General features: G+C 44.0%; 18 protein-coding genes and 1 pseudogene. 9 read left to right on the forward strand and 10 right to left on the reverse strand.

Annotated elements, in window-relative coordinates:
• Nucleotides 1–53 precede the first annotated feature (53 nt).
• The 3 genes from AB4558_RS14640 (at nucleotide 54) to AB4558_RS14650 (ending at nucleotide 6648) form a co-directional block, all read left to right on the forward strand.
• On the forward strand, nucleotides 54–1826 hold the full coding sequence (locus AB4558_RS14640) for an alpha-amylase family glycosyl hydrolase (protein WP_017064221.1): 1773 nt from the start codon (nucleotides 54–56) through the stop codon (nucleotides 1824–1826).
• A gap of 353 nt (nucleotides 1827–2179) precedes the next feature.
• Nucleotides 2180–5884, forward strand: coding sequence for a pullulanase-type alpha-1,6-glucosidase (gene pulA, locus AB4558_RS14645; protein WP_372111688.1), 3705 nt, complete (start codon nucleotides 2180–2182; stop codon nucleotides 5882–5884).
• Between the two features lie 434 nt (nucleotides 5885–6318).
• Nucleotides 6319–6648 (forward strand): hypothetical protein, encoded by a 330-nt coding sequence (locus AB4558_RS14650; RefSeq protein WP_017058851.1) that lies wholly within the window; start codon nucleotides 6319–6321, stop codon nucleotides 6646–6648.
• Nucleotides 6649–6750: 102 nt separating this feature from the next.
• Here AB4558_RS14650 and AB4558_RS14655 read toward each other — a convergent pair whose 3' ends face one another.
• On the reverse strand, nucleotides 6751–7578 hold the full coding sequence (locus AB4558_RS14655; RefSeq protein WP_017058852.1) for a MalM family protein: 828 nt from the start codon (nucleotides 7576–7578) through the stop codon (nucleotides 6751–6753).
• Between the two features lie 165 nt (nucleotides 7579–7743).
• On the reverse strand, nucleotides 7744–9081 hold the full coding sequence (gene lamB / locus AB4558_RS14660) for a maltoporin LamB (RefSeq protein ID WP_372111691.1): 1338 nt from the start codon (nucleotides 9079–9081) through the stop codon (nucleotides 7744–7746).
• 434 nt (nucleotides 9082–9515) lie between these two features.
• On the opposite strand from lamB, the gene glgX reads away from it, so the two are divergent.
• From glgX to AB4558_RS14675, 3 genes are all read left to right on the forward strand, one after another.
• Complete coding sequence (gene glgX, locus AB4558_RS14665; RefSeq protein WP_372111693.1) at nucleotides 9516–11501, forward strand: glycogen debranching protein GlgX; 1986 nt, start codon at nucleotides 9516–9518, stop codon at nucleotides 11499–11501.
• Nucleotides 11502–11741: 240 nt separating this feature from the next.
• The gene (locus AB4558_RS14670) at nucleotides 11742–13484 is read left to right on the forward strand and encodes a diguanylate cyclase domain-containing protein (RefSeq protein ID WP_372111695.1); all 1743 of its coding nucleotides are present in this window, start codon (nucleotides 11742–11744) and stop codon (nucleotides 13482–13484) included.
• 131 nt (nucleotides 13485–13615) lie between these two features.
• On the forward strand, nucleotides 13616–14344 hold the full coding sequence (locus AB4558_RS14675; protein WP_029236367.1) for a tRNA (adenine(22)-N(1))-methyltransferase TrmK: 729 nt from the start codon (nucleotides 13616–13618) through the stop codon (nucleotides 14342–14344).
• Between the two features lie 105 nt (nucleotides 14345–14449).
• Here AB4558_RS14675 and AB4558_RS14680 read toward each other — a convergent pair whose 3' ends face one another.
• Nucleotides 14450–15394 carry an acyltransferase gene (locus AB4558_RS14680; RefSeq protein WP_017063993.1) on the reverse strand — a complete coding sequence of 315 codons (945 nt, stop codon included), beginning with the start codon at nucleotides 15392–15394 and terminating at the stop codon, nucleotides 14450–14452.
• A 331-nt stretch (nucleotides 15395–15725) separates the two neighbouring features.
• Here AB4558_RS14680 and AB4558_RS14685 point away from each other — a divergent pair, with 331 nt between their 5' ends.
• The 3 genes and pseudogenes from AB4558_RS14685 to AB4558_RS14695 all read left to right on the forward strand — a co-directional run bounded on the left by AB4558_RS14685 (nucleotide 15726) and on the right by AB4558_RS14695 (nucleotide 18131).
• Nucleotides 15726–16526: a ferredoxin--NADP reductase gene (locus tag AB4558_RS14685; RefSeq protein ID WP_017058858.1), complete on the forward strand. Its 801-nt coding sequence runs from the start codon at nucleotides 15726–15728 to the stop codon at nucleotides 16524–16526.
• Nucleotides 16527–16591: 65 nt separating this feature from the next.
• Nucleotides 16592–16672, forward strand: a pseudogene (locus tag AB4558_RS14690) (cytoplasmic protein); the annotation flags it as partial.
• Nucleotides 16673–17138: 466 nt separating this feature from the next.
• The gene (locus AB4558_RS14695; RefSeq protein ID WP_372158887.1) at nucleotides 17139–18131 is read left to right on the forward strand and encodes a 2-hydroxyacid dehydrogenase; all 993 of its coding nucleotides are present in this window, start codon (nucleotides 17139–17141) and stop codon (nucleotides 18129–18131) included.
• A 120-nt stretch (nucleotides 18132–18251) separates the two neighbouring features.
• On the opposite strand, the gene AB4558_RS14700 is transcribed toward AB4558_RS14695, so the two are convergent.
• The 7 genes from AB4558_RS14700 to otnK all read right to left on the reverse strand — a co-directional run bounded on the left by AB4558_RS14700 (nucleotide 18252) and on the right by otnK (nucleotide 26697).
• Nucleotides 18252–19124: a patatin family protein gene (locus tag AB4558_RS14700; protein WP_017063996.1), complete on the reverse strand. Its 873-nt coding sequence runs from the start codon at nucleotides 19122–19124 to the stop codon at nucleotides 18252–18254.
• 217 nt (nucleotides 19125–19341) lie between these two features.
• The gene (locus AB4558_RS14705; RefSeq protein ID WP_372111699.1) at nucleotides 19342–20793 is read right to left on the reverse strand and encodes a catalase; all 1452 of its coding nucleotides are present in this window, start codon (nucleotides 20791–20793) and stop codon (nucleotides 19342–19344) included.
• Nucleotides 20794–21085: 292 nt separating this feature from the next.
• Entirely contained in the window at nucleotides 21086–22258 is a 1173-nt protein-coding gene (locus AB4558_RS14710; protein ID WP_372111702.1) for a glycerate kinase, read from the reverse strand.
• 113 nt (nucleotides 22259–22371) lie between these two features.
• Nucleotides 22372–23826 carry a GntP family permease gene (locus tag AB4558_RS14715; protein ID WP_372111704.1) on the reverse strand — a complete coding sequence of 485 codons (1455 nt, stop codon included), beginning with the start codon at nucleotides 23824–23826 and terminating at the stop codon, nucleotides 22372–22374.
• 179 nt (nucleotides 23827–24005) lie between these two features.
• Complete coding sequence (gene otnI, locus AB4558_RS14720) at nucleotides 24006–24782, reverse strand: 2-oxo-tetronate isomerase (RefSeq protein ID WP_372111706.1); 777 nt, start codon at nucleotides 24780–24782, stop codon at nucleotides 24006–24008.
• Nucleotides 24782–25429, reverse strand: a complete 648-nt coding sequence (locus AB4558_RS14725; protein ID WP_171349682.1) for an aldolase — start codon at nucleotides 25427–25429, stop codon at nucleotides 24782–24784. Before AB4558_RS14725 ends, otnI begins: the two co-directional genes overlap by 1 nt.
• An 11-nt stretch (nucleotides 25430–25440) precedes the next feature.
• Nucleotides 25441–26697 (reverse strand): 3-oxo-tetronate kinase, encoded by a 1257-nt coding sequence (gene otnK / locus AB4558_RS14730; protein ID WP_372158888.1) that lies wholly within the window; start codon nucleotides 26695–26697, stop codon nucleotides 25441–25443.
• Nucleotides 26698–26699 lie beyond the last annotated feature (2 nt).

Below are 26699 nucleotides of genomic sequence, written 5' to 3' on the forward strand. Positions count from 1 at the left end.
AACAAGCCCTTTCATCCCTACATAACATGGTGGAAGTTAAAGGAATTATAAATATGTACAACCAAAAGTACGCCATCTACCAAGTTTTTACGCGTTTATTTGGCAATAAAAACACCCAACATGTTCCATGGGGCACAATCGAGCAAAATGGCGTCGGTAAGTTCAGTGATTTTACCGACAAAGCGCTGTCTGAAATCCGCAAACTCGGTATGACTCATATTTGGTATACCGGAGTGCCACATCATGCGCTCATCAATGACTACAAGCACCTTGGTATTTCAGACGATCACCCTAGCGTGGTAAAAGGCCGTGCGGGATCACCATATGCCGTCAAAGACTACTATTCCGTAAACCCAGATCTCGCAGACAACCCTGAATGCCGACTAGAGGAGTTCGAGGCACTAATCAAAAGAAGTCACGACAATGGTTTAAAAGTGATTATCGATATCGTACCGAATCACGTTGCGCGTCATTATAAAGGCTTAAACAACCCAGAAGGTGTCAGTGACTTCGGCGCTCAAGATGACACAACGCTGGAATACCACAAAGACAATAACTTCTACTACATTCCCAACAGCACCTTTGAATTGCCAGACATAGAGCCCGCCTTTACGCCGCTAGGTGGTGAACAGCATCCCAACCTAAACTCCCCGTTTATAGAGACGCCCGCCAAATGGACAGGTAACGGCTCACGTTTAGCCAAGCCTAGTTTCGATGATTGGTATGAAACGGTGAAAATCAATTATGGCATGCGACCAGACGGTTCAAAAGACTTCCCTGAACTACCGAGTGACTATGCTCAACGCAATTACATGGATCATTTCCGTTTCTGGGAATCTGTTTATGTGCCTAACTCTTGGGCTAAATTCCGAGATATCGCCTTGTTTTGGTTGAATAAAGGTGTTGATGGGTTTCGCTACGATATGGCTGAGATGGTTCCAGTCGAATTTTGGAGCTACCTTAATTCATCTATAAAGATGAAAAACCAAGATGCCTTTTTAATGGCTGAGGTGTACCAACCGGACTTATATCGCGACTATATCCACTTAGGCAAAATGGACTACCTCTATGACAAAGTAGATCTGTACGACGGTCTAAAAGACATCATGCTAGGCAATACTTCCACGGCTATCATCCCCAAAATCCAACATCAAATGATGGATATTGAACATCACATGCTGCACTTCTTGGATAACCATGATGAACAACGCATCGCGTCTCCTGAATTTGTAGGTGACCCAAATATAGCGAAGCCTGCAATGCTAGTCAGCGCGTTATTGAGTAGTTCTCCAACCATGATCTACTTTGGGCAAGAAGTCGGCGAACCGGGCGCGGAGAATGCAGGCTTTGGACAGCCCTCACGAACTTCCATATTTGACTACATCGGAGTCCCACAACACCAAAAGTGGATGAACCACGGCGCATTCGATGGCGGGCTATTAGACGAAAACGAAAAGCAGCTGCGTCACTTCTATCAAAAGGTAATGAACTTTTCGCTAGAGCACTCATCGATAACAGGTGATTACCAAGACTTACACCAGTGCTGTAACTTAAGTGATTCAGTCTACGCATTTCTGCGCTCTGACCACCAAGAGCTAACCATTGTTGCAGCTAATTTCAGCCAACATACCACTGAAAATATTCACTTAAAGATTCCAAGTGATGTAATCCAAAAACTCAAATTAGTTGATGGTCGTTACATACTCAATGAATATATTGAAGGCATAGCGCAACAAGTGCTCGACATTGAGAACAGTGTTGGCAGTTTTAATATTGAATTGAAACCGCTGGCGTCTTTGGCTTGGGTGTTATCCTTAAATGGATGATATACCTATCAATATAAATTACCGAACAGCTCGCTTTTAGCTAATTGATAAATAACTTAATTTCCACATTAAATTAACACTCTCTCAATTCGATATATTACTCACAATAATAAGGATGAGCTCTCATCCTTATTAACTACGCCTAGCCTCTACGCCTTACATTATTGATATTATGCAAATGAGTCATTGATCCAATTAATTTAACAATAACCAAATACAAAGCGTGATATTGACACTAGGTTTCCTATATTTACGAATTTAAAATAACTTTATACATTGCCATCACAAATAGTTGACCTTGGTTAAAGCTAGGATATTCATCTTCATAAAAAGTGAAATATGGATATCAAAACGTGAACAACATAAATATTAATAAAATTATCTCTCTACGAAATACCTTCAACAATACCAAAAAGAAGAGCTTCAAACGCTCTACATTGGCCAAAGCAATGTTACCGCTCTTCACCGCTACTTTGATCGCGGGTTGTGGTAGTGATAATGATAGCGACAACGGTACAGCCCCTGGCAACAGTGGTTTATACCCTGCAGCTGAAAACGAAGTCGTTATTTACTACAAACGCGATGTTGCCGCTGCCAGCTCATCTGGCTCAACTTACGACGGTTGGGGATTGCACCTTTGGAATGGTGAAGGCTGTACCAGCACAGATTTAGTCGGCATGGGATTAAGTGAAACCGGAACCGACTGGAACAGCCCTTACGAATATGATGGTATCAGCGATACTTACGGTGCCTATTATGTGTTGAAAGTTGACCCAGATGCCTCTGACCCACACAAATGCATGAACTTCATCTTGCACAATGGTGATGAGAAAGCATTTGGCAGTGCGAACTCAAAAGTCGAGTTAACTAAGCTTGGCGATTCACAAGGCGTATTTGGTTTCCATGGCAGCAGCGAGTTGTACTACGACCCTATTTCAGAGCGACCAGTCAATATTGATGGTCAAAAAGCACACTGGCTAGATGCAACCACAATTGGTTGGGAAGCGGCTAGCAATGCAGACTCTGTGAAGCTTTTCTATGCACTAGACAACAGCATCACAATGAACGATGACAAAGAGATTGTCGGTGGAACTGCAATTGAACTAAGCAAAGACGGAGAACTATCTTCTGAATTGAAAGAGCGTTTCCGACACCTTGCAAGCTTACCTGCCCTAGCTATCGATGTTGACGACAGCACACTTCGCACTATTTTAAAATCTCAGATAATTTTTGTTGCCTACAATGCCAATGGCGATGTTATCTCTTCAACTGAGGTTCAAAAACCTGGTGTGCTTGATGCGGTATTTGCTAGCGAAGATGCTGGTAATGCAATGGCTGAAGAACTAGGCGCAATTGTTGAAGGCAGTGCGGCGACCTTCAAGCTTTGGGCACCAACCGCGCAAGATGTAGAACTCGTTCTATACAGTGAAGATCTGCTAAGTTCACAAGTAATCCCGATGACGGAAAACACTGAGACAGGCATTTGGGCGACTGATGCCGTGTCTAATGCAGTGAACAGTTATTACCGTTACCAAGTGAAGGTTTATCACCCAACCACAGGCAATATCGAAACTCGCCTTGTGACAGACCCATACTCTCTCAGTTTGTCAAAGAACTCAGCATACTCTCAAGTGATTGACCTGAATGATTCAACCTTGAAACCAGCGAACTGGGACAACTACCAACGACCAACCGTAGAGAAAGACGAAGACCACGTACTTTACGAATCACACCTACGTGACTTTAGTTTCAGCGATAAGCTCGGCACAGCTAGCCTAAATGGCAAGTACCTCGCTCTTACAGAAGCCGATCGTGAGTCGGTCAAACACCTACAAGCTCTCCAAGAAGCAGGTTTAACTACGCTGCATATCTTACCAGCATTTGATATCGCTACCGTCGATGAAGATGCCGCGAGCCGTGTTGATATCACCGACACCGTAGGAAAACTGTGTGATGTAAAACCGACAGCTACCTTATGTGGAAGCGAAGACGAAAACAAAGTCATCGAAGACGTACTCGATGGTTATGACCCTTCAACGGGTGACGCACAAGCATTAATGAATGACCTTCGTATGCTTGATAGCTTCAACTGGGGCTACGACCCATTCCATTACACAGTTCCTGAGGGAAGTTACGCGACCGATCCTAATGGTTCTCAGCGTATTCTCGAATTCCGTCAGATGGTCAAAGCTACGCACGACATGGATCTTAAGCTGATCATGGACGTGGTATACAACCACACCAATGCGTCTGGTGTGAACGATAAGTCGGTACTGGATAAGATTGTCCCTGGGTACTACCACCGTCTTAACGTCAACACTGGTGGCGTAGAAAACTCGACTTGTTGTGACAACACTGCGACCGAAAACCTGATGATGGGTAAATTGATGGTTGACTCACTTAAGGTGTGGGCTGACGACTACAAAGTGGATGGTTTCCGTTTTGACTTGATGGGCCACCAGCCAAAAGATGTAATGGTCGAAGCATTGGAAGAAGTGCGCAAAATCGACCCGAATACTCTGTTCTACGGGGAAGGCTGGGACTTTGGTGAAGTCGCCAACAACGCCCGCTTCGATCAAGCGAACCAAATCAACATGGCAGGTACAGAAATCGGTACCTTCTCAGACCGTTTGCGTGACGCCGTTCGTGGTGGTAGCCCATTCGATGGTGGTGTCGACTCAGAAGGGAACCACCCACTTCGCTTTAACCAAGGCTTTGGTAACGCAGCGATTGCCAACGAAGAAACCAAAGTTGATCAAGATTCGATCAATGGTCGTTTACATAACCAAGACCTTGTTCGTTTAGGTATGGCAGGTAACCTCGCAGAATACGTACTGATTGATTACAAAGGCGATACCAAACTGGGTAAAAACGTTGATTACAACGGCGCGCCAGCTGGTTACACCAAGATGCCTTCCGAGAACATCTCTTACGTTTCCAAACACGATAACCAAACACTTTGGGATAACAACGCTTACAAGATCGCCACTGGTACTAGCTCTGCAGAGCGTGCGCGTATGCAGTCTGTATCGCTTTCTACCGTGATGCTAGGCCAAGGCATACCATTCATCCATATGGGTTCTGAACTGCTACGATCTAAGTCTATGCAGCGCGATTCTTACGATTCTGGTGACTGGTACAACCGCGTCATGTTTGATGGGACGGACAACAACTGGAATGTTGGCTTACCTCGTGAAGATAAAGATGGTGCGAACTGGGATCTGATCAAAACAATCATTGCTGACAGCGCGGCTAAACCAGACTCAGACGACATTGAGCTGACTAAGCAGCAATTCCTAGAGCTATTAAAGATCCGTAGCTCAAGCGAACTGTTCCGCTTAGATACAGCTGACGAAGTTATGAAGCGTGTCGACTTCCGTAACGTTGGCGAAGATCAAGTCGAAGGCCTGATTGTCATGTCGATCGATGATGGCGTGTCTGCGGGCGACGATCTTGACCCTGCAAATGATGCGATTGTGGCAGTTGTAAACTCAACTAATAAATCTCAATCATTCAAAATCACAGGAGCAACCGGCTTTGCACTGCACACCGTTCAACAAAATTCTGAAGATGACATTGTAAAAGGAGCAAGCTTCGCCGCTGAAACCTTCACAGTACCTGCATTAACCACCGCTGTATTTGTACAGGCACAAGGCGATGCGCAAGGTGTCGGTCTGCCAGTCGATAACTCAGATAAAGATGTATCTAGCATTCCGCCATACGGGCAAACAACGGTTTACGTTAAAGGTGACATGAATGGATGGGGCGCAACGGATGATTGGGCAATGAGCTTTGTTGCTAATGGGGTTTACTCTGTAACGGGTACTTTGGAAGCGGGAGACTATGGCTTCAAGTTTGCAGATGCAGATTGGAAAACACCTAACTTTGGTTGTGATTCAGTTGAACTTGCTGATGGATCAATCGACCTAGGTACTGATGCTGATGGTAACTGCCAACTAAGCGTAACAGAAGCTGGTAGCTATACATTCACTCTGAATGCGATTCACGAGCTGGATGACGACGTAGATGGCCCAGTTGTTTCAGTAACCAAGAATTAAACTATAAAGCTTAGATTCTAATAAAAAGATAATAAAACCAGCGAAAGCTAGCCTTTGGGAGACGTCAGTCTCCCTTTTTTACAACTATTGAACCCAGCAGATTTAAGCAAATAATAAACAACTGCATCGCCCATTAAAATTCGGGGCATTTCCAACCATACTTTATAGCCCCTACATTCGATTACATGGCTGAAAACTTAGAACTAAAGGGAAAGGATATTCCTTAGAACCATTAAAACCAGATCTTAACGATATATCATAGTAGGAATGCCGCTCTCCCTTAAGTGAACAGAATTAATCCTGGCAGCCTTTTTTGAAGGGTTACGCCCTACAATTACGATTAAAATACATTCAATTCTCGATGTAATATTCTATCAACAGCAAAACACCGCAGTTGTTTGCGGTGTCGTTAAATTTTGATTAGGAAAACTTCCATGAACCGTAAACATATCATCAAAACCATCCAAATGGGCATCGTGACTACAGCATTGATGGGCGGGATGGCTTTGGCTAATACCACTGATCTTGTAGAATCTACCGACGCTGCTCGCGCCCTGGCACATACTCCTAGCACTGCAACAACGCAACAAATACAAGCTGAAAATGCCGCGCACAAACAGGCACTGCAAACACTTGAAAGCAACGGTAATGTTGATCAATATATGGAAACGGATAAAGCAGGGGAAACGACTACTGGTCACGTATCAAAATGCGAAAATACAGAAGTCCCTTTAGGCGAGAAAGTTGCTGAACATTGCAAATAAAAAGCATATACATTAAAGCGGTATTCGATAGGGTTCCTTAGAAGATGCTAACCGATGCTTAACTTACAAGCATTGCACTTTTAAAGGAACCCTTTATCTATATTACTTGGCGTTGACGGCTCGCACAAAGGCTTCTTGTGCACCTTCAATACCAAGGGCTTTTGCTTCATCTAGTAGGCTCAGAGCTTTGGGAATATTATCTGCGTCTACTGCTGCTTGAATGGCATTATGGTAGTAAGTTTGTGTTTCTGGTTGAATTGTTTCAACCTTAGCTGCTGCCGCTGGTTTAGCGTTAGATTCACTGCTAGAGCCAAATGAGAAGAAGCCCACTCTATCAATAGTCACTTCTATCTTACCGACATTCGCATTTGGAACGGGAATGTCTTCTACTTCTGGCAAATAGTTACCACGGCCTTCAGCATCTAAACGTGCAGGGTGAATGACATCAGTAAAACCACCAAGATCTTCTTGCTCTGTATAGATAACTAAGTAAACAGATTCAGCAGTTGTCGGTGGGTAAAAATCATTTTCTGCAACAAGACGGTTGCCCAAATGCAACCTAGGCTTCGCGTATTCGAAGCTCTCTTTGCCATAACGCTCTAACTCGCGACCGTTTTTATCGTAAATCACGGCATTCGGCACAAATGCTGTATCACCGATCATGCTGGTGATCTTAATAGAGTATTCACCGCGATCCGCTGGTAGCTCGATCGCTACTACAGGGCTGTTTATACCCTGATAGTTTAAAATTTGACTGTCTGGTGTTACATCGAAAATTGCCGAGCTTGGAAGCTTCATCGGGGCAAATTGAAGACCAGCAATAGAGTTAACTTGTTCAGCCTGTGCCACTTGCACTTGCTCGACTACTTGTGCAGATTGACAACCGGCCAACGCAACACAACCACTCAACATTAGAGCTTTAAAATACATAACCCTTCCTTCTTGTTATTTTTTTAAGAAATTTACTAACTTTAATTACCACAAAGAGAACTATTCACCTAGGGAACGATCAACTTAATCGTACATTCCTTAAAAAAATAGCCGACGCGAGCCGGCTATGAATTAGGACAGTTTAGGATTGGTTAAGCTAGGTGTTTACCACCAAGCTTCTGCTTGAATACCGAATACGTATTCAGTATCTTCATTTGTACCAAATGCATCGTCATTTTCAGTGTCTAAGATGTAAGAACCGTAAACACGGATTTCAGGACGAGCCCAGAAGCTGTCACCCATAGCCCAAGCTTGAGCTACTGTGAATTTAGCGTTACCAAAGTCTTCTACACCAGTACCAGCGCTGTTGATTTTCTCACCAGCATTGTAACCAGCTTCAAATACTGTGCGCATTGTGTCGTTCCACTTGTACATTGGACGAGCCACTACAGAGTACTGATCGATGTCTTGCTTAGAAGCACCAATTTCAGAACCAGCTAGGTAAGCAAGTTGGTGACCCATTTCCCATGATTCGCCTAGGTTCATAACACCCCAGTTGATCAAACGATAACCTGTTGCATCATTTTGGTCGCCTGAACGGTCGTAGTATGCGCCAGCACCCCAGAAGTTAGCCGCTTGTACGCCGTAACCGTTAGTACCGTACTGTAATACAGTTTGGTTAAAGCCATTATCCATACCTTGGTGGATAATACCTGTAACTAATAGACCATCATCACCTTTCAGTGATTGGCCATCACTAGAAGTAGCGAAGTTGTAAGCTAATGCAACTTCTAGAGACGCATCAGACCACAGGCCAATGTTTGCTAAGCGAACATCTGCGATATAACCATTAACTGTTTCGCCTTTATAAGCTGTAGCATCTTCGTAATTAGTTGGGTCATCCAAAACTACTTTTTCACAAGTCGCACTACCATCACAAGCTTTTAGTGCTGCTTCTCCAGCGGCAGTTAGAACCGCTTTCGTGCCATTTTCAACATTTTGTGAACCATTATCTTGAATTAACGCAACAGAAAGCTTTTGGTCGCCAATAGATAGGTTTTCAATACCACCACCAGTACCTGATGTGTTCAGGAAATAGAAATCAGTGATGTGGATATCTTTACGTTGGTAGTATGTTTTACCAGCCCAAAGCGTTGCTTCTTTATCTGAAGCGATTACACCTTTGGCTTTAACAGCAAATTGTGCAACGTTGAAGTCACCGTCTTCCCAACCATTTGCGCCGTCTGCACCAGAAGCAATCATTGACTCTAGACGCCACGTTTGCTCACCAGTTTTTAGCTCTTCTGCAAAACCAAACTCTGAGTAGTTGTCATTTTCATTACCTAGACGACCAATACCGTTTTTGTTTACAGATACGTCACCGCCAGAATTTCCGCTAATACCAGTACCAGCACGCATGTAGCCATTAAAATCTACAGCGAACGCAGAGCCAGCAGCTAATGTAGTTGCCACTGCAGCAGCAATCAAACTTACTTTTTTCATTCTTAACTCCATTAAGGACGATTTATATTAGGTTTTTATATTTTTGCTCTCTTGCGGCAACCAAAGGCAGTAATGGTAGTCGTAAGATAGAGAGGTTTAGGGTTTCCCCTGATTCGTTTCAACGGGGTCAATATTAAGAGGGGATGACAAGTTTGACTTCCTCCACCCTGAACTAAATTAAGGGGGATGAGAAGGGAGTAGAAAATATACAGAACGGTGTTTTAAAGAGGTAGATCACTTAATCTAGGAGGAGTAGGCAGCACACAGATCTAATTATTCACCTTAAGTGAGATCTACTTCAAATATATAATTTGAACTTCATCGATGAATTATTTTTTTAACCGTAATTATTCTGTGAAGTTGCTTGACCTTACTGTGACAAAGCTTTTTACTTATAGTTCACTGATGTCGATAAACGAACAAGAAATCAAGCAATGACTAGAACGCTCGCTCGCCCTTATCCACTAGGCGCAACGCTAGGTAACACTGGCTGTAACTTTTCAATTTATTCTCCTGACTGTAAATCTCTCTCTCTCGCTCTTTTTGACGAGAACGACGAATTCACCACTTATAAATTAGAAAATGAATACGCTGATATCAGGTATGTCTTTATTGATGGTATTAAAGCGGGACAAAAATACGGCTTCATTGCAGAAACGGACAATGGCCCTATCCTGCTTTCAGACCCGTATGCCAAAGCAATCAGCGAACCGCTCGATTACGTCACGCCATATACCAATGAAAAAAGCTTTGCTATGGCGAAATGTGTCGTTGTTGATGACACCTTCGATTGGCAAGACGTAGAAAAGCCGCGCATTAGCCGCGAAGATACTGTTCTTTTTGAAACGCATGTAAAAGGCCTATCTCAACTGCACCCAGAAGTGGCAGCCAATACCAAAGGTCGTTACTTAGGGTTAGTGAGCCCTGAAATGCTTGCGTTCTACAAACAACAAAATATCAACTCTCTACAGCTTCTACCCGTTGCTGCGTGCATGCATGAGCCTCATCTCTTGGACATGGATAAAGTGAACTATTGGGGTTACAACCCATACTTGTTCATGGTGCCAGACCCACGCTACGCAGAAAAAGACGCCGTTAATGAACTCAAAACCGCAATTCGTGAACTTCACCGCAATGGCATCGAAGTCATTCTAGACGTGGTGTACAACCACACGGCAGAAGGTGGCGAAGGTGGTACAACCTTCAACCTCAAAGCGCTAGATAGCCGCTACTACATTAAACATGGCTGTCATTACGCGAACTTCACGGGTTGTGGTAACACCGTTGATCTCACCCACCAGCCTGCACTTAACCTAGTGATGGATACGCTTCGCTACTGGGTAAGTGAGTTCCAAATCGACGGATTCCGCTTTGACCTAGCAGCAACGCTGGGACGCGAGGGTGATAACTACAACCCTGAGGCAGCATTCTTTAAAGCTGTGGCTCAAGACCCTGTACTTAAAGAAACCAAGCTCATTGCAGAACCTTGGGACATCGGTCCGAATGGCTACCAAGTGGGTAATTTCCCGCTAGGCTGGAATGAGTGTAACGACAAACTACGAGACATCACTCGTAGCTTCTGGCGTGGTGATCAAGGCTATCTGAAAGAGTTTGCAACCCGTTTGATGGGGTCACGTGACATCTACAGTGCTGCGCACTGGCCGTATAAATTAACCGTCAACTACATCACTTACCATGATGGCTTCACCATGCAGGATCTTGTTTCTTACAAGCATAAGCACAACGAAGAGAATGGTGAGAACAACCGCGATGGACACGGCGACAACCGTTCGGAAAACTACGGTGTTGAAGGTGAAACCGAAAACCTGTTAGTTATCGCGACACGTGAAAAGCAGAAACGCAACTTCATGGTGAGCCTGCTGTTTGCTTTTGGTATTCCACATATTCTCACAGCCGATGTGTTATCTCATACTCAAAAAGGTAACAACAACGCTTATTGCCAAGATGGCGTGACCAGCTGGCTTAACTGGGAAGATTCAGAGCGCAAGACTTACTTTAAGACTTGGTTATCTGAAATGATCTCTGCCCGTCAGCAATACATGGTGCCGTTTATTAAGGCATTCAGTGGCGAAAAGCGTAACTCTAACCGCATCTTCTGGAGCCGTGTCGATGGCACACTGATGGAGCATGACGATTGGAACCGTTTAAGCTCTGTAGCTTTGCATTTAGGTATTGGTAAAGATGGCGACGAGTTGATTTATCTTATCAACCAAACCAATGCGCCAGCACGTTTCTCGTTACCTAATGATCGTGAACAAAACTGGGTAACCATCTGTGATACCAACTCGCGAAACGTCAAACCCGGTCATGCAGAAGGTGAAATGTTGTTGTCGCCAACTTCGATGGCCATTTTGCACTACTCGCCAGATCAGGCTGATTTGATTGAAGAAAAAGCTTAGTCAGCTTAATAAAACACCGAAAACCATAGAAGCCAGTTATATTTATAACTGGCTTTTTTGTTAGCTGAATATCACAAAAATCATTCATCCATATGGAATCATTTGCATTGATGTGGTTAATGAAACTGTTTAGTATTGCCGTACTATAAAAATGAATCTATAACGTCTTTGGATATCATGGCTTTACCTAAAACATTAATTCGGCTTTTTAAACCATACATTATTTTATTAACTGGAGGGATGCTCTATCTTGCTGTGGCTCAGCTTGAAAAAGTAGAAACAGCAGCAACAGAACAATCATCAACAAACATTCGTATCGCAAGCTCTACCATTCGTTCCAACATCGAAGCCACATTCGGCAAACTCTATTTTTTAGAAACCAGTCTAGGCTTACCTAAAACGGCTCCAATTGGTGATAAAAAATTCAGAGAATTGAGTGATAATATTCTAGAAAGAACACCAAACTTCTCTGATATCGTTCGATACCAACCACAATCCCAACAATATATATCAAGTCGTGGATTACCTCTTTCCCATGAACAAATCGACGCCATAAAATGGAGCTCAATAGACAGTGTGGTTGAAGATTTCTACATCTCTTCGATTTACCAGAAAGCAGATGGTCGTTGGGTGTTCGCAGTTAAACACACGGCGGAAAGATTGAATGAAGAAATATGGATTGAGTTTGACCTTTTACACACCACACAAGGCTTAAGAGACTTAAAAACGCTTAATCACGGCTATGTGTTTGTCGTTGACCGAGCAACAGAACGACTGGTCTTTCACCCAGATCCAAAACGTATCGGATCTAAATCAGTCAGCTATCACGCAGGTATCAGCCACCAACTCTCACAAGGTGAAACCGTTGGTAAGCACGAATACTACTATCAAGATAACTTCAAAATATCGGTGTTTGACGCAGACAACAGCTTAAATTGGGTGTTCATTGCGGGCACTGACCGCCATGACATCTTAACCAGCTCACATCAATTTACGTTGACGGGCTTAGTACTGGGCTCACTCCTGCTATTGTGGATTGGTGCCAACTATCTGGCTTATCGTTTGAACGTGTCCTTGTCGCAACTGAATAAAGTCGATGACCTTGTAAGCTTTAAGCGAGAGTTAAAATCCATACTGGATAGTTTCACCTACCAAAAAGGCATTCAATTCTGTCTCTATCAGCTTGAGAACCACGCATTCAGTACCATCGACTATCACGGAAACAAATCCACGGTACATTGTGACAAAGCCCTTGCAGAGCGATTTACACCGGACACTATGGCTTACCGAAGTGGTAAGTACGCCGATCCACTGGCGTGTAAACTCAAAATACACCAACGTCATTACTGTATTCCTTTGCACTCTCGTCAGCAGTTGATCGCAGTGTTGTACGTAAACGCAAACTTACCGATCAGCCAGAGTATTCTACGAATGATCCGTGATTACACTGAAGTCTCTTTGTCTAACTTACTGCTTCAACATCAATTGAGCAGCAAAGATCTGATGACGCAGTTAGACAATAAGAGCAGTTTCAACATCGCCATCGAAAACTACGTGAGCGAGCCCGATACCTATGTCGCTCTGCTTGATATCGATAACTTCGACCACGTAAACCGAGCCTACGGTGAAGCGGTGGGCGACAAGATGATCAAGCTGACTGCAGAATCGATACGCAGTTACTTCCCCAAGCCAAAGGGACTTTGCTTGGCTCGTGTTGGAGGAAAGGAGTTCGCAGTATTATTCAAAGCCAATGATGTGAAAGATGCCAAATTCCAGCTAGACCAGTGCAGAGTCGCAATCGCGGAGAAAACCATCGTCACTCCAGATATCACCTTATCGCTAGGGGTTAGCGTGGGATACTCGCAAATAGAGGGTGAAACAGACTCAGCTTTAGCGCTGGCGGAACAAGCGAAACTTATCGCGCAACAACTTGGTAAGAACCGAGTGGAAGGCCATATCAGAGCCGTTGCCAAAGCATCGTAAACCTATACTTACATTTCTGTAGCCACTACAAAGCACCTAGGATTCACACCCTAGGTGCTTTTGTTTTTCTAGAAAGTCATTACAATGCGCCTTCGATAAGACAACACCCCTTTTCTAACGACGCGAACCTTATGAAGCTAAGTAACCGACTGCAAACTCTCCACTCCCTTGTCAGCAATGACTACCAGCATATTTGGGACTGTTGCTGTGATCATGGCTTTTTGGGTGTTCAACTGTTATCGGATAATAAAGCACCTCAGCTTCACTTTGTCGATATTGTCCCGTCTCTTATGAGCGATTTGGAAAGCAAACTTACGCGTTACTTTCCGCAAGGTGCAATAGCAGAACAGAAAGTGACTAGCCAATGGCAAGTCTACTGTATGGATGTCGCCGCTATCCCGCTTGAGAAACATACTGGCAAACACCTGGTGATTATTGCGGGCGTCGGTGGCGATCTTACTCAAAAGCTCGTCGATGATATTCATCGTCAACACCCAGACAAAGCGATCGATTTCTTGCTTTGTCCGGTGCATCAGCAATTCGAGTTGAGAAGCCATTTAAAGGCGATCCATTTTGGTCTTATTGATGAAGTGTTGATTGAAGAGAACCGTCGTTACTACGAGATTTTATTGGTGAGTAATAGTCGCGGTGATTCAGAAAAGAGCCAAACCGTTAGCGAGATATCAAACGTCGGTGACAAGATCTGGACATCAAGTTGTGATGAACAAGTGAAGGTATCACAGCAATACAAAGCCAAAACATTGCAGCACTACTTACGTATCCATCAAGGACAAGAGAAGCAAGGCAAACCTAGCCAAGTAAAGCATATTATTGATGCTTACCAGGCGGTTAAGCCATAGTAAGTACTAACTTAATGGTTTGAATATTAAGAAAGTCAAATTAATAAAAAAGCCGATAGTTCAATGAGCTATCGGCTTTATTAATGCTATCGATTCAGTTTTAGCTTACTGTTCTTGTTTCTTATAAGCCACATCAGGCTCGTCAACTGTCTCTACCTCAGAAGGCTTATCAACCCCATAAACCGTATCAAGGTAGACGTCTTTCTCTTTCCACGTGCTGTTCAACCAATTGTGGAAGCGACGTTTAAAAGCCTTATCTTCAAAGTAATTACCGTTCACGTTCTCATCCATTGGATGCAATTTAATACGCACAACGACCTTAGTCATTTTGCCCTTCAGCATATCTTCAAACGGAGAGGTTTGGTTTTCAGGGTAAGCTAAGGTCACATCCACGATGCCATCCAAAATTGGGCCCATTGCAGATAAAGCAAATGCCACGCCCCCAGTTTTCGGCTTCAATAAGTGGCGATAAGGGGTCTTTGCTGACGCCAGTTTCTCGTGGTTTGCACGAGTCCCTTCAACAAAATTGACCAATGTTGTCGGTGCTAATTTGAACTTAGTACACGCTTTATTGATTGCATTAAAATCATCATTACGGCGTTCTGGGTTGCGTAATAGGAACTCACGAGAGTGGCGTCTCATGAATGGCATATCTAAGCCCCAGCAGGCCAAGCCAACAAATGGTACGTACAACAATTCATGTTTCAAGAAGTACTTCGTCATCGGCATTTTGTCTTTTAGGATTGAAGACAAAATCACAATATCTGCCCAGCTTAGGTGGTTAGACATCATCAAATACCACTGCTTGGTCGAAATATCTTCCCCCCCTTCCACTTGCCATTCGATATCGTTATTGGCGTTCAACATCCATAAATTAAGAGAAGCCCAACACCAGAATGTGAAGTTAGCTAAGCGAGTGCATGATTTTTGAACGACAGAAATTGGCAAAATAAGTTTGATTAGGGCAAACAGGCTCACAGCCAATGCGGTGAATGCAGTATTAATGGTCACGAACAATACGTTCAAGGCCATACGAAGATTATCAAGCATAAAACACAGTTATATTGAGAACGAAAGCCGCCATTATACGCATCTATAAATTATTCTCTTCAGTAATTGATTGAATATCCTAGGGGTCAAACCACTCAACCTATGTTAACGATGTTCAACCAGCTAAAGTCTATTAAAACGAAACCAAAACACATGCACGAGTCATTTGGACTCAAATAGTATATTGTCTTTTTGACAACATTCGACCCAATAATTAACCTTCAATCAGTATTGATAAGCATTCTCATTATTGGCGTGATACATGCAACTCTAAAGTGTAAATAGTTGAGTATCCTTAATGAGATAACTTCTCTTCTTAAAGGTGGATGATATGACAGATATTCCTCATGGTTTAGTTACAGGCAAAGTCCTAAACAAAACAGAATGGACAGATCAATTGTTCTCACTCCAGGTTAGTGCACCTGTCTCTTCTTATCAGGCAGGTCAGTTCACGAAACTTGGCTTACTTAACAGTGAGGATGAGTTCGTAAGACGCGCCTATTCGATGGTGAACGCGCCAGAGCACGAACAAGGTCATCAACATCTGGAATTTTTGATTATTAAGGATCAGAACGGTCAGCTTTCACCTCAACTTCATGAGTTGAAGATGGGCGATGACATCTTTGTCGGCAAAGACCCAAGTGGCTTTATGACCTTAGATGAGATCCCAGAGATCGCCGACGATCTATGGATGCTTTCAACCGGAACCGCGGTAGGCCCATTTATCTCAATACTTGAGAGCATGCAGATACAGCAAAATGAGTTGGCTTCAGACAAAGCCTCTTCATTCAAGAATCTGGTTCTAGTGCATGCTGTAAGAACAGAGCAAGACCTGACTTATCGAGATCGTATCACTCAACTCGTTAATCACTTTCAAGGGAGACTTAAATATGTGCCAATTATTTCTAGAGAATCAGTTACCGGAACTTTGCGCGGACGAATCCCAAATTTGTTACTTGGAGGCGACCTCGAGCAAGCCGCGTCTGTCGCTTTCAATCAAACCCGCAGTTTTTTCTACCTTTGCGGCAATCCGCAAATGGTTCGTGACACAAGCGAAGCGCTAACTAGCTTAGGTTTCGAAAAGCACTTACGCAGAAAACCCGGTCAATTCAGCAGTGAGAACTACTGGTAAATAACAACCGCCACTCGTTAGACAGAAGCACAACTTTCAAAGAACAGTTAGAGAAGAGGTTTTATATGAGTCATTTACGTATTCCGTCACACTGGAAAATTCAACGTTCCACACCCGAAAGTAATATTCATTCAATATTGATGAACTTATAAGCAAGCAACCTCGTAATGTGATTTTTAATGTTCAATAAGTGAAGACAAAAGATCAAATAACCATAGCAATTACAATGACTAATGGTGATAGACAAGAGAAAAAAACTCTAGCACTCTGAACAGAGTTGTAGGGCATGTTGACCTATCGAGCTGATTTTTGCAGCCGTTTGTGGGTTATTTATACAAGGCAGAGAATTCGACGTGTAGCTCGCCTACATGAGAATTCGATAACGCTGTAGAAAGGAACCACAAACACTGCCCGAAGGGTTCGGCTAAAATCGTTTTACTCTTTGTTGAGAGGGTTTTGCTTAGAATGATTAGGCGGCAAACCTCTCGTCGCGATTAAAACGATTTTATCTCGAACAAAACTTAACCGCGAAAGGTCAACATGCCCTTGTTTTAATCCCGTTTCAGAGAATGAATTAGTGGGTTATTTATATTTTAGGTAAGAGAGGAAGCCATGCTCAACATTGCTTTTTTTAGCTCAAAATCATACGACGAAAAATCATTCGAACTGGCAAAAGGCGAACTCAACGCTGAGTTTCATTTTCACGATTTTCGACTCACCACAACAACAGCAAAAATGGCGCACGACAACGAAGTGGTTTGTGCGTTTGTAAACGATGACCTATCGCGAGACGCGTTAGAGATTCTTGCTCAAGGCGGCACCAAGTTAATCGCGATGCGCTGTGCGGGCTTTGACAAGGTCGACCTAGACGCAGCCAAAGAGTTTGGCTTGCAAGTGGTACGCGTTCCTGCTTATTCACCAGAGTCAGTAGCAGAACATACGGTCGGCATGATGATGTGTTTAAACCGCAAGCTGCACAAAGCGTATCAGCGTACTCGTGATGCGAACTTCTCTCTTGAGGGGTTAGTTGGCTTTAACTTCCACGGTAAAACGGTCGGTATGATTGGCTCGGGTAAGATTGGCCTAGCGACGATGCGAATTCTGAAGGGTTTAGGCATGAATATCCTATGCTATGACCCATATCCAAACCCGTTAGCTGTTGAGTTAGGCGCTAAATACGTTGAACTCGACGAACTTTACCAAGAGTCTGATGTGATTTCTCTACACTGCCCAATGAGTAAAGAGAACTACCACCTATTAGATGCGACTGCGTTTGAGAAGATGAAAGACGGCGTGATGATTGTCAACACCAGCCGTGGTGAACTACTGGATTCCACAGCTGCTATCGAAGCGCTTAAACAGAGTAAGATTGGCGCACTTGGTCTTGATGTGTATGACAACGAGAAAGAGCTGTTCTTCCAAGACAAATCAAATGCCGTGATTGTCGATGATGTGTTCCGCCGTCTATCTGCTTGTCACAACGTGCTGTTCACAGGTCACCAAGCTTTCTTAACCAAAGATGCTCTGTTCAATATCGCGAACATAACACTCACCAGTGTTGATGCTTTCTTTGCTGGCAACACCAGCGGCAACGAACTCGTTTAATAACAGATTGAGTTAACAGCAGGCTGAGTTAAAAACAAACTAGGTCTACAGATACAAAGCCACGCTATTCTGAAGTGAACAGCGTGGCTTCGTCGTTTATTCAGTATTCTAAAACCGTTCCTAGACGCAGAAATGACAATCTTCGGTGTCTAAACCATACACGCCTTTTCGAATGGCAAGGTGCTCTTCACCCGCTTTAATGCCCATCTCATAACCTGCATTAAGAGTACTTTGATCCATAGTTAAACGCTTTACTGCGAACGCTTCTGGCGGCGCTATCACTTTAATGGTCGCATCTTTGGGTGGGTTACGAATGAACTCCAGAGACTGGTTGTAGTTTTCAGCACGCACCGCCATCGATTCAGCAATATTTGGGAATTTCTTTAATAGTTTCTTCAGCATCCATTGGTGCTTTTGAGGCTTCATTCGGTAGCTCAATGGGTGAGACAGAATCACGGTAATATCGCGTGCGCCACGGCGATATGCTTCACGAACCGGAATCGAATCGGCTACACCGCCATCGGTATAACAGCCACCAGAGAAACACGGAGTTTCACGGTAAGCGATAGGTAAAGCGGTGGTCGCTTCCACCACGTTAGAAAGGTTTTCTGGCTTAATATGGTAGTAGTCTGCACTGCCCGTATCGACATTTGTGACAGCAGCAATGAGTGGGATACTTGAAAACAACTCACCACAATCGAGCGGATAACGTTGATTGGATTCGTTCCATAACCATTTAACATCTACCAAGTTACCGCCTTTGGCAAAGCGAGCAGGATTAAAGAAAGTTTTATCCGTCGCCATCGTGGTGATCACATCATAACTGCGTTTTGGTGCATGAGATAAGTAGCCAACCAGATTCGACACACCTGCAGATACGCCGATGGCAAAATCATAAGGACGGAAATCGTCTTGCATGAAGGCGTCTAAAACTCCGGCAGCAAAAATACCTCTCATTGCTCCACCTTCAACGATTAATGCGCTCTTATTCATCTCAAACTCTTCTACTTTATAAACTGATAGTCGTAGAATAATCCCATCACTCTTACAAAGATAATGGGATAGATTTATCAATTCGATAGGTAAAAACTATCAATGTGGATTATTAAATTTTTCAATGGCTTAGGGTTGCTTGATATTCAGCGAGATCAAAAAAGGCCATCGAGTAATTCACTCAACGGCCTTTCAATTAACGAATCAAGATGATTGATTACGACTTAAATTCGCTCTCATCGATTTCAAGCAGTTTACCAATGCCTTCACCGTATGCAGGGTCAGCTTTGTAACAGTGTCTTAGGTGACGCAATTGAATCTCTTTTGGTACGCCGCCTAGGTTACGAGCAGTGTTATCAAACAGAATCGCTTGCTTCTCTGGTGTCATTAGGCGGAACAAGTCACCCGGTTGCGAGAAGTAATCTTCATCTTCGCGGTGATCCCAGTGTGCTGCTGCGCCATCTAGGTTCAGTGCTGGTTCAGCGAAATCTGGCTGCTCTGCCCACTGACCTTCGTTGTTTGGCTCATAACCTAGTGTGCCACCGAAGTTACCATCGACACGCATCGCGCCATCACGGTGGTAGCTGTGTACTGGGCAACGAGGAGCATTCACTGGAATGTGCTGATGGTTAACACCCAAACGGTAACGTTGTGCATCGCCGTAAGCAAACAGACGGCCTTGTAGCATCTTGTCTGGCGAGAAGCTGATACCTGGAACCACGTTCGCCGGGTTGAATGCTGACTGCTCAACTTCAGCGAAGAAGTTTTGTGGGTTACGGTTTAGCTCAAATTCGCCCACTTCAATTAATGGGTAATCAGCGTGAGGCCAAATCTTAGTTAAGTCGAATGGGTTGTAAGGAACCGTTGCCGCATCAGCTTCTGGCATAATTTGAACTTTCAACGTCCATTTCGGGAAATCTTGGTTATCGATGCTGTCTAGCAAATCGCGTTGGTGGCTTTCACGATCATCACCGATCACTTGTGCCGCTTCTTCGTCAGACAAGTTCTTAATACCTTGCTGAGATTTGAAGTGGAATTTAACCCAGAAACGTTCGTTGTCAGCATTGATGAAGCTGAACGTGTGACTGCCGAAACCATGCATGTGGCGGTAAGTCGCAGGGATACCGCGATCACTCATCACGATAGTAATTTGGTGAAGTGCTTCAGGTAAAGAAGTCCAGAAATCCCAGTTGTTCTTCGCGCTGCGCATGTTAGTGCGAGGGTCACGTTTAACGGCGTGGTTTAAGTCTGGGAACTTAAGAGGATCACGAAGGAAGAATACTGGCGTGTTGTTACCCACCATATCCCAGTTGCCTTCTTCAGTATAAAACTTCAACGCGAAACCGCGAATATCACGCTCCGCGTCCGCTGCGCCACGTTCGCCCGCTACCGTTGTAAATCGTGCAAACAGATCCGTCTTTTTACCGATTTCAGAGAATAGTTTAGCTTTGGTGTATTGAGTAATATCGTGAGTCACAGTGAAAGTGCCGTAAGCCCCTGAACCTTTCGCGTGCATACGACGCTCTGGAATCACCTCACGATCAAAATGCGCCATTTTTTCTAAAAACCAAACATCTTGAAGAAGTTGAGGACCGCGTTTACCCGCAGTTTGGACATTCTGGTTATGAGCAACAGGACAACCCGCAGCTGTAGTTAATTTTTTACTCATCATCTATTCCTTATTACCTTTTAGATGCACCATCTTTGTTGCATCTTTACTTCTGAATGGTGGCTATTCATCACACAAAACCACGCAGTAATTAAGGATATAGAATACGCCTGGGCTAAAGTAAAATATAATCGTTTGTATTTATCGTTATCATGGATAAAACCTATCAAATTAATGATCTAAATCATAATCATAATCATTCAATATTGACAATAATATTTACAATATAATAATCATGAACTTACAACACGCAGAAAACCAAAGCTAGGCGCAGCCTACCTCGTAGAAGCCACTATTTTTGAGATATTTTGTGACCTAACCGTAAAGTCGCTGCGATATTTCTTGCCGTTCTTGTTAAGTTAAGCTCCGCCTCTTGTAATACTTTTTCTAAAGTTTGTGGCGATCTTACAGTTCCAAACAAGCTGCTCATTTCGCCGTAAAGCGCTTCTACTTCGGTGCCTAAAGATCCGGCAATTCCTATGGTTGGAATGCCCTGTAAGCTCGCACGTTTGGCAATGCCATAAGGTGTTTTTCCTTGCAGAGTTTGATTGTCCATTTGCCCTTCACCGGTAATCACAAGATCTGCGCCTTTCAATACTTCATCGGCTTGCAAAACATCAAGCACCATCTCAATACCCGGTTTAATCTGCATGTTAAACAACAAACCAAGCCCCATTGGAGCACCACCAGCCGCGCCATAACCAGTACGCTTGTGAACGGGATCATCCCCACGAACACAACCTTGCGATTCAACTACTTGAGCAAAATTCTCAAGCGCCTTATCAAGCATCACAACTTGTTCTGGGCTTGCGCCTTTTTGTGGGCCGAATATATGGCTAGCACCGTTATCACCACACAACGGATTATCGACATCGCACGCCACAATTAACTCGATATCAGCATAGCGTGAATCTAAACCCGTAAGATCAATCGATGATAAATCAGCTAGTGCAACGCCACCTCGGTTAAGCTCTTGCCCTGCATTATCTAACAGTGTCCCACCTAATGCTTGAACAATACCTGCACCGCCATCATTAGTTGCACTGCCACCCAATCCAAGAATAATCGTTTGAGCGCCCTGCTCTATCGCCTCCAAAATCAATTGCCCCGTTCCGAATGAAGAAGCAATCAATGGATCACGCTGCTCTGGTTTCAACAAGTCCAAACCCGATGCAGCAGCAATTTCAACCAGTGCCGTTTTGTTCGGGTTGCTATTGGATGACTCAAGCATCGCCCATTCAGCATTAACTTGTTGCCCTAACGGCCCTTCGACTTGCCTATGTCGCTTTTCACCAACAAGCCCTTGGAGCAATACATCCACAGTCCCTTCACCACCATCAGCCAAAGGCAATGTTACGTATTCAGCGTCTGGGAAGATTTCACGAAAGCCCTTTTCAATACACGCCGCCACAGATACAGCCGATAGAGATTCTTTAAACGAGTCTGGTGCAATAACAATTTTCATACTGAGAGATCCAAAAGATTAGTAATTTTGATGAGTGCCCGATCCAAAAATGCCCCTATTGAAGATCAGCAAGCTAATCACTTAATAGGGGCAGCATATAAAGGTAAGTAGTATTAGTTAGTAACGGCTGTCTTTACTTGTGATTTCTCTTTGCTTTTTAGCCACACGAATACAGCACCTAGAACCGCAATTGGAATCAGTGGGTCGATCAACGTACCGCCTTTACCAAACACTAAGTTTAGAATCATGATGATGCTTGCACCAATCGCCCATGCGATAGTTGAAGACACAGACCAGATCTTAATTTGATCAGCAAGTTCAGTAATACCTAACGTACGGTTAATGATGTGGAAGTATGAATCGTTCAAATGAGAGAAGCCAACCGGACCTACCGCACATGCAAGTGCTACGAATACTGGGTCTAGACCTAACGTTTCAACCAATGGCAGCGTCATCGTTGCTGCAACCATCATTGATGCCGTTGCTGAACCTTGGATTAGACGAAGCATTGAAGCAATTGCTAGTGGTACAAGTAGAGGTGGAATACCGCTGCTCGCGATAGCTTCGGCTACTTGAGGGCCAGCACCTGATGCTTTAAGTACTGCACCCATTGCGCCACCACAGCCAGTTACCACAAGAATTAGACCTGTAGTAGACAGAGCATCATCCATAGAGCTAACCATGTCTTTGCGCTCAATATGACGAGTAAGACCGTATAGCGCCATAAGAACACCGATACCAACAGCAACCACTGGGTTACCAATCAACGAAATAACGTTGTGCACTGCAGTGTCACCTTGACCAACAAGCGTGTTGATTAGGATGAATGCGATTGGCAGCAGAATTGGACCGAATGATAAAAAGTTACTTGGTAGCTCTCTGTCATCTGTTTCTTTTACTTTCTCAAGGTTTGCCCAATCAGCTTGGTTAGTAATCCATGTCTCACCGTTTGGTACGCGGTAGTACTCGTTACCTACTCGGCGAATATAAATCATAGAAAGAAGCATCATAGGGATAGAAACCATCAAACCCCATAACATGTATTCACCTAGATCTACACCCAGAATTCCAGCCACAGCAACTGGACCCGGTGTTGGTGGCACAAGTGCGTGAGTGATAAGCAAGCCAAGCGCTAGAGTTACACCAAGGCCAACCGCTGACTTACCCGTATCACGTGAAATTGCGCGAACAAGAGAATGCAAAATGATGTACGCAGAGTCACAGAAAACTGGGATGGCGACAAGCACCCCTGTAAAACCTAGTGCTAAGTCTTCACGACCTTTACCACACAGCTTTACAAACGTTTTTGCCATTCGAACAGCGGCTCCAGAGCGTTCGAAACACGCGCCCATGATAACGCCGAATGCGATGATCAAACCAATACCACCAAGCACGCCACCAAAACCAGCTTTAATTGCATCAATCAACTCTGTTGGCGCCATACCCGCAAAAAGACCCATGATGATACTTGCAATAACCATAGCAAGTGCGACTGGGATTCTCGTTTTAATAATCATACCCATCATGGCTAAGATGCCAATTACGATGCCTATCAGTGCTCCATCCATTTTTATATTCCTTTTGTCTCTTTCTTCATTTTTATGAAAATTGTAGGGTGGTGCATATAGGTGATATCGGGATCACCTATTGCACTTTATCGTTATGTGTTGGCTTACCTGTAAGCCGTGTTATCTAAATCAGCTTTTACTTTTATGGTTCGTTACATATAAACGCCATTCACACCGCGCTATAAATAACTTTTTACCCAGCCAAGCCCCTCTTCTGTCGTGCCTCTTGGGTTATATTCACAACCAATCCAACCTTGGTAACCTGAATCATCCAAAACACTAAACAAGTGTGAGTAGTTCAGTTCGCCTTCCGATGGTTCATGCCTTTCTGGTACAGAAGCAATTTGGATATGACTGGTATAAGCAGCAACCTCATGAATCAAAGTACTTAAATCACCATCCATGATTTGCGCGTGATAAAGGTCGAGTTGCAGCTTTACATTTGGCCTATCGACCAACTTAATCAGTTCGACAGCGTCACGTTGATGAGCAACAAAGTAATTAGGAACATCACGGCTATTTAGCGGTTCAATCATCAATTCGATGTTATGCTCAGCAAACTTATCTGCGGCAAAACGAATATTTGAGATAAAGGTTTCAACGTGTTGCTGTCTCGTGAACTTCGCATCATGCAGACCCGACATCGCGTGAACTTTCTTGCAGTTCAGCGCTTTGGCGTACATAAGTGCGGTATCAACACTGGCTTTAAACTCATCTTCACGGCCAGGAATCGCTGCAAAGCCACGTTCGCCTGCGTCCCAATCACCTGGAGGCAGGTTGAACAGCACCTGTTCAAAACCAAATCTCTGCATTTTTGCTGCAAGCTCTTCGGCCTCAAATGCATAAGGGAATAGGTATTCAACAGCTTTGAAACCGGCTTGGTGTGCTTTTTCAAAACGCTCTAGAAATGGTACTTCTGTGAATAACATCGTTAAGTTTGCTGCGAACTTAGCCATTATTTGCCTCTCCCTTTTAAATCCATCACTTCTTCGTCCGTTAGGTAACGGATATCATTCCCTTTCAATAAGAATGCTAATTTGGCGGTCTCTTCTAGCTCTTCAGCGTTATCAACGGCATCAACAAAGTCAGTGCCTGTTACTACTGGGCCGTGGTTTGCTAACAAAAATGCTCGATAATCACCTGCTCGTTTTGCCAACTCTTCAGCGATTTGTGGGTCACCCGGACGTAGGTAAGGAATCACTGGTAACTCACCAATTCGCATCACGAAATACGGTGTGAAAGCCTTAATCGCGTTATTACGATCCAACCCTTCAAGGCAAGACAACGCGGTAAGGTAAGTAGAATGCAAATGAACAATCGCATTGCATTCTGCATTATTTCTATAAATCGCTAAGTGGAATGCCGCTTCTTTAGAAGGCTTCTTACCTGAGATGTGGTTGCCATCGATATCAACAACCGACAATTCCTCAGCGACAAGGCGACCAAATGAAGAGCCTGTTGGTGTTGCTAGAAAATGCCCATTAGGTAATTTGATAGACAGGTTACCTGCACCACCAGTGGCGTAACCTCGTTCGAACATTGAACGAGCGAGCGTGACCATTTGCTCTCTTAACTGCTGCTCGTTCATCAAAACTTTACTCATTTGAATCTCGCTTATGAAAAGAATGATTGAGCTTTAGCGAAGAAGTTTTCATCACCAAAGTTGCCAGATTTAAGTGCCAATGAAAGATCACCTTCAACCGACCTCACCCAAGGCACACCTGGTGCGATTTGAGGGCCAATATGAAAACCTTTCACAGCCAAGCTTTGGGTCACTACACCAGAGGTTTCACCACCAGCGACAATGAAGTTCTTCACTCCGTTCTGCTGCAACTTAATCGCTAGCTGGCTAAAGAACTGTTCAACCGCATAACTAGAGGCATGCGCGCCATACTCTTCTTGAATAGCTTTTAGTGCCGTTGCTTCAGCCGTCGCGTATACCAACGGTGCAAATTCACTTTGAATATGAGTCATCACCCAATCGAATACTTCATTGGCGTATTGATCATTGGTTAAGCAAGCCTTCACATCGATAGCAAAGTGAGGAGCAAGCTGTTTGTATAGCGCAACTTGTTGGTTAGTCATCACTGAACAAGAACCAGAGAATACAACCGTTGGTGCTTTGACTGGGCTACCTGCATGTTTTGCATCACTTTGGTCAGCAAGATGTTTCGTCCAATTTTTAGCAATACCAGCAGCTAGGCCTGAGCCACCTGTGATTAGTTTCAGAGATTTAGCCGCTTGACCTAACGTCACCAAGTGCTCTGCATTAAATGCGTCTACCACGGCGTAGCGACTACCTTGAGCTTTGAGTTCGTTAAGACGAGCGGTAACAGCATCAGAGCCCTGTTCAATCGTTTGAAAGTTAACTAAACCGGAAACACCTGCTGACTGTGCGTCCATTATTCGAACCACACTTGAATCCGTCATTGGTGTAACAGGGTGATAACGCATACCTGAATCACAGAGCAACTCACCAAAAACAAACAAGTGACCGTTGTAAACCGTACGACCATTTACTGGCAATGCAGGGCAAACCATCGTAAATGATTCCCCAAGTTCCGCTAAAAGCGCATCAGTGACAGGCCCAATATTGCCCTCAGCCGTACTGTCGAAAGTGGAGCAATATTTGAAGTAAAACTGTTGGCAACCTTGTGCTTGTAGCCATTTAAGCCCGGCAACGGAGTCGGTAATAGCTTCATCAACGGGGCAAGAACGTGATTTAAGGCTGATCACGACCGCATCCGCTGCAACCTCAAAATCACCAGTAGGAATGCCATTTAATTGGATAGTGCGCATACCGTTTTCAACAAGGAAACCCGCGATATCTGTCGCACCAGTAAAGTCGTCTGCAATAACGCCTAATAACATGA

It is taken from the genome of Vibrio sp. 10N.222.51.C5, from assembly GCF_041474575.1.
Taxonomy (GTDB): domain Bacteria; phylum Pseudomonadota; class Gammaproteobacteria; order Enterobacterales; family Vibrionaceae; genus Vibrio; species Vibrio crassostreae_C.

What these genes read in the sequence shown, in the direction of transcription:
- AB4558_RS14640 (WP_017064221.1), top strand. Translation starts at nt 54, where the DNA reads ATGTACAACCAAAAGTACGCCATCTACCAAGTTTTTACGCGTTTATTT.
- AB4558_RS14650 (WP_017058851.1), top strand. Translation starts at nt 6,319, where the DNA reads ATGAACCGTAAACATATCATCAAAACCATCCAAATGGGCATCGTGACT.
- AB4558_RS14655 (WP_017058852.1), bottom strand. Translation starts at nt 7,578, where the DNA reads ATGTATTTTAAAGCTCTAATGTTGAGTGGTTGTGTTGCGTTGGCCGGT.
- lamB (WP_372111691.1), bottom strand. Translation starts at nt 9,081, where the DNA reads ATGAAAAAAGTAAGTTTGATTGCTGCTGCAGTGGCAACTACATTAGCT.
- glgX (WP_372111693.1), top strand. Translation starts at nt 9,516, where the DNA reads ATGACTAGAACGCTCGCTCGCCCTTATCCACTAGGCGCAACGCTAGGT.
- AB4558_RS14670 (WP_372111695.1), top strand. Translation starts at nt 11,742, where the DNA reads ATGCTCTATCTTGCTGTGGCTCAGCTTGAAAAAGTAGAAACAGCAGCA.
- AB4558_RS14675 (WP_029236367.1), top strand. Translation starts at nt 13,616, where the DNA reads ATGAAGCTAAGTAACCGACTGCAAACTCTCCACTCCCTTGTCAGCAAT.
- AB4558_RS14680 (WP_017063993.1), bottom strand. Translation starts at nt 15,394, where the DNA reads ATGCTTGATAATCTTCGTATGGCCTTGAACGTATTGTTCGTGACCATT.
- AB4558_RS14685 (WP_017058858.1), top strand. Translation starts at nt 15,726, where the DNA reads ATGACAGATATTCCTCATGGTTTAGTTACAGGCAAAGTCCTAAACAAA.
- AB4558_RS14695 (WP_372158887.1), top strand. Translation starts at nt 17,139, where the DNA reads ATGCTCAACATTGCTTTTTTTAGCTCAAAATCATACGACGAAAAATCA.
- AB4558_RS14700 (WP_017063996.1), bottom strand. Translation starts at nt 19,124, where the DNA reads ATGAATAAGAGCGCATTAATCGTTGAAGGTGGAGCAATGAGAGGTATT.
- AB4558_RS14705 (WP_372111699.1), bottom strand. Translation starts at nt 20,793, where the DNA reads ATGAGTAAAAAATTAACTACAGCTGCGGGTTGTCCTGTTGCTCATAAC.
- AB4558_RS14710 (WP_372111702.1), bottom strand. Translation starts at nt 22,258, where the DNA reads ATGAAAATTGTTATTGCACCAGACTCGTTTAAAGAATCTCTATCGGCT.
- AB4558_RS14715 (WP_372111704.1), bottom strand. Translation starts at nt 23,826, where the DNA reads ATGGATGGAGCACTGATAGGCATCGTAATTGGCATCTTAGCCATGATG.
- otnI (WP_372111706.1), bottom strand. Translation starts at nt 24,782, where the DNA reads ATGGCTAAGTTCGCAGCAAACTTAACGATGTTATTCACAGAAGTACCA.
- AB4558_RS14725 (WP_171349682.1), bottom strand. Translation starts at nt 25,429, where the DNA reads ATGAGTAAAGTTTTGATGAACGAGCAGCAGTTAAGAGAGCAAATGGTC.
- otnK (WP_372158888.1), bottom strand. Translation starts at nt 26,697, where the DNA reads ATGTTATTAGGCGTTATTGCAGACGACTTTACTGGTGCGACAGATATC.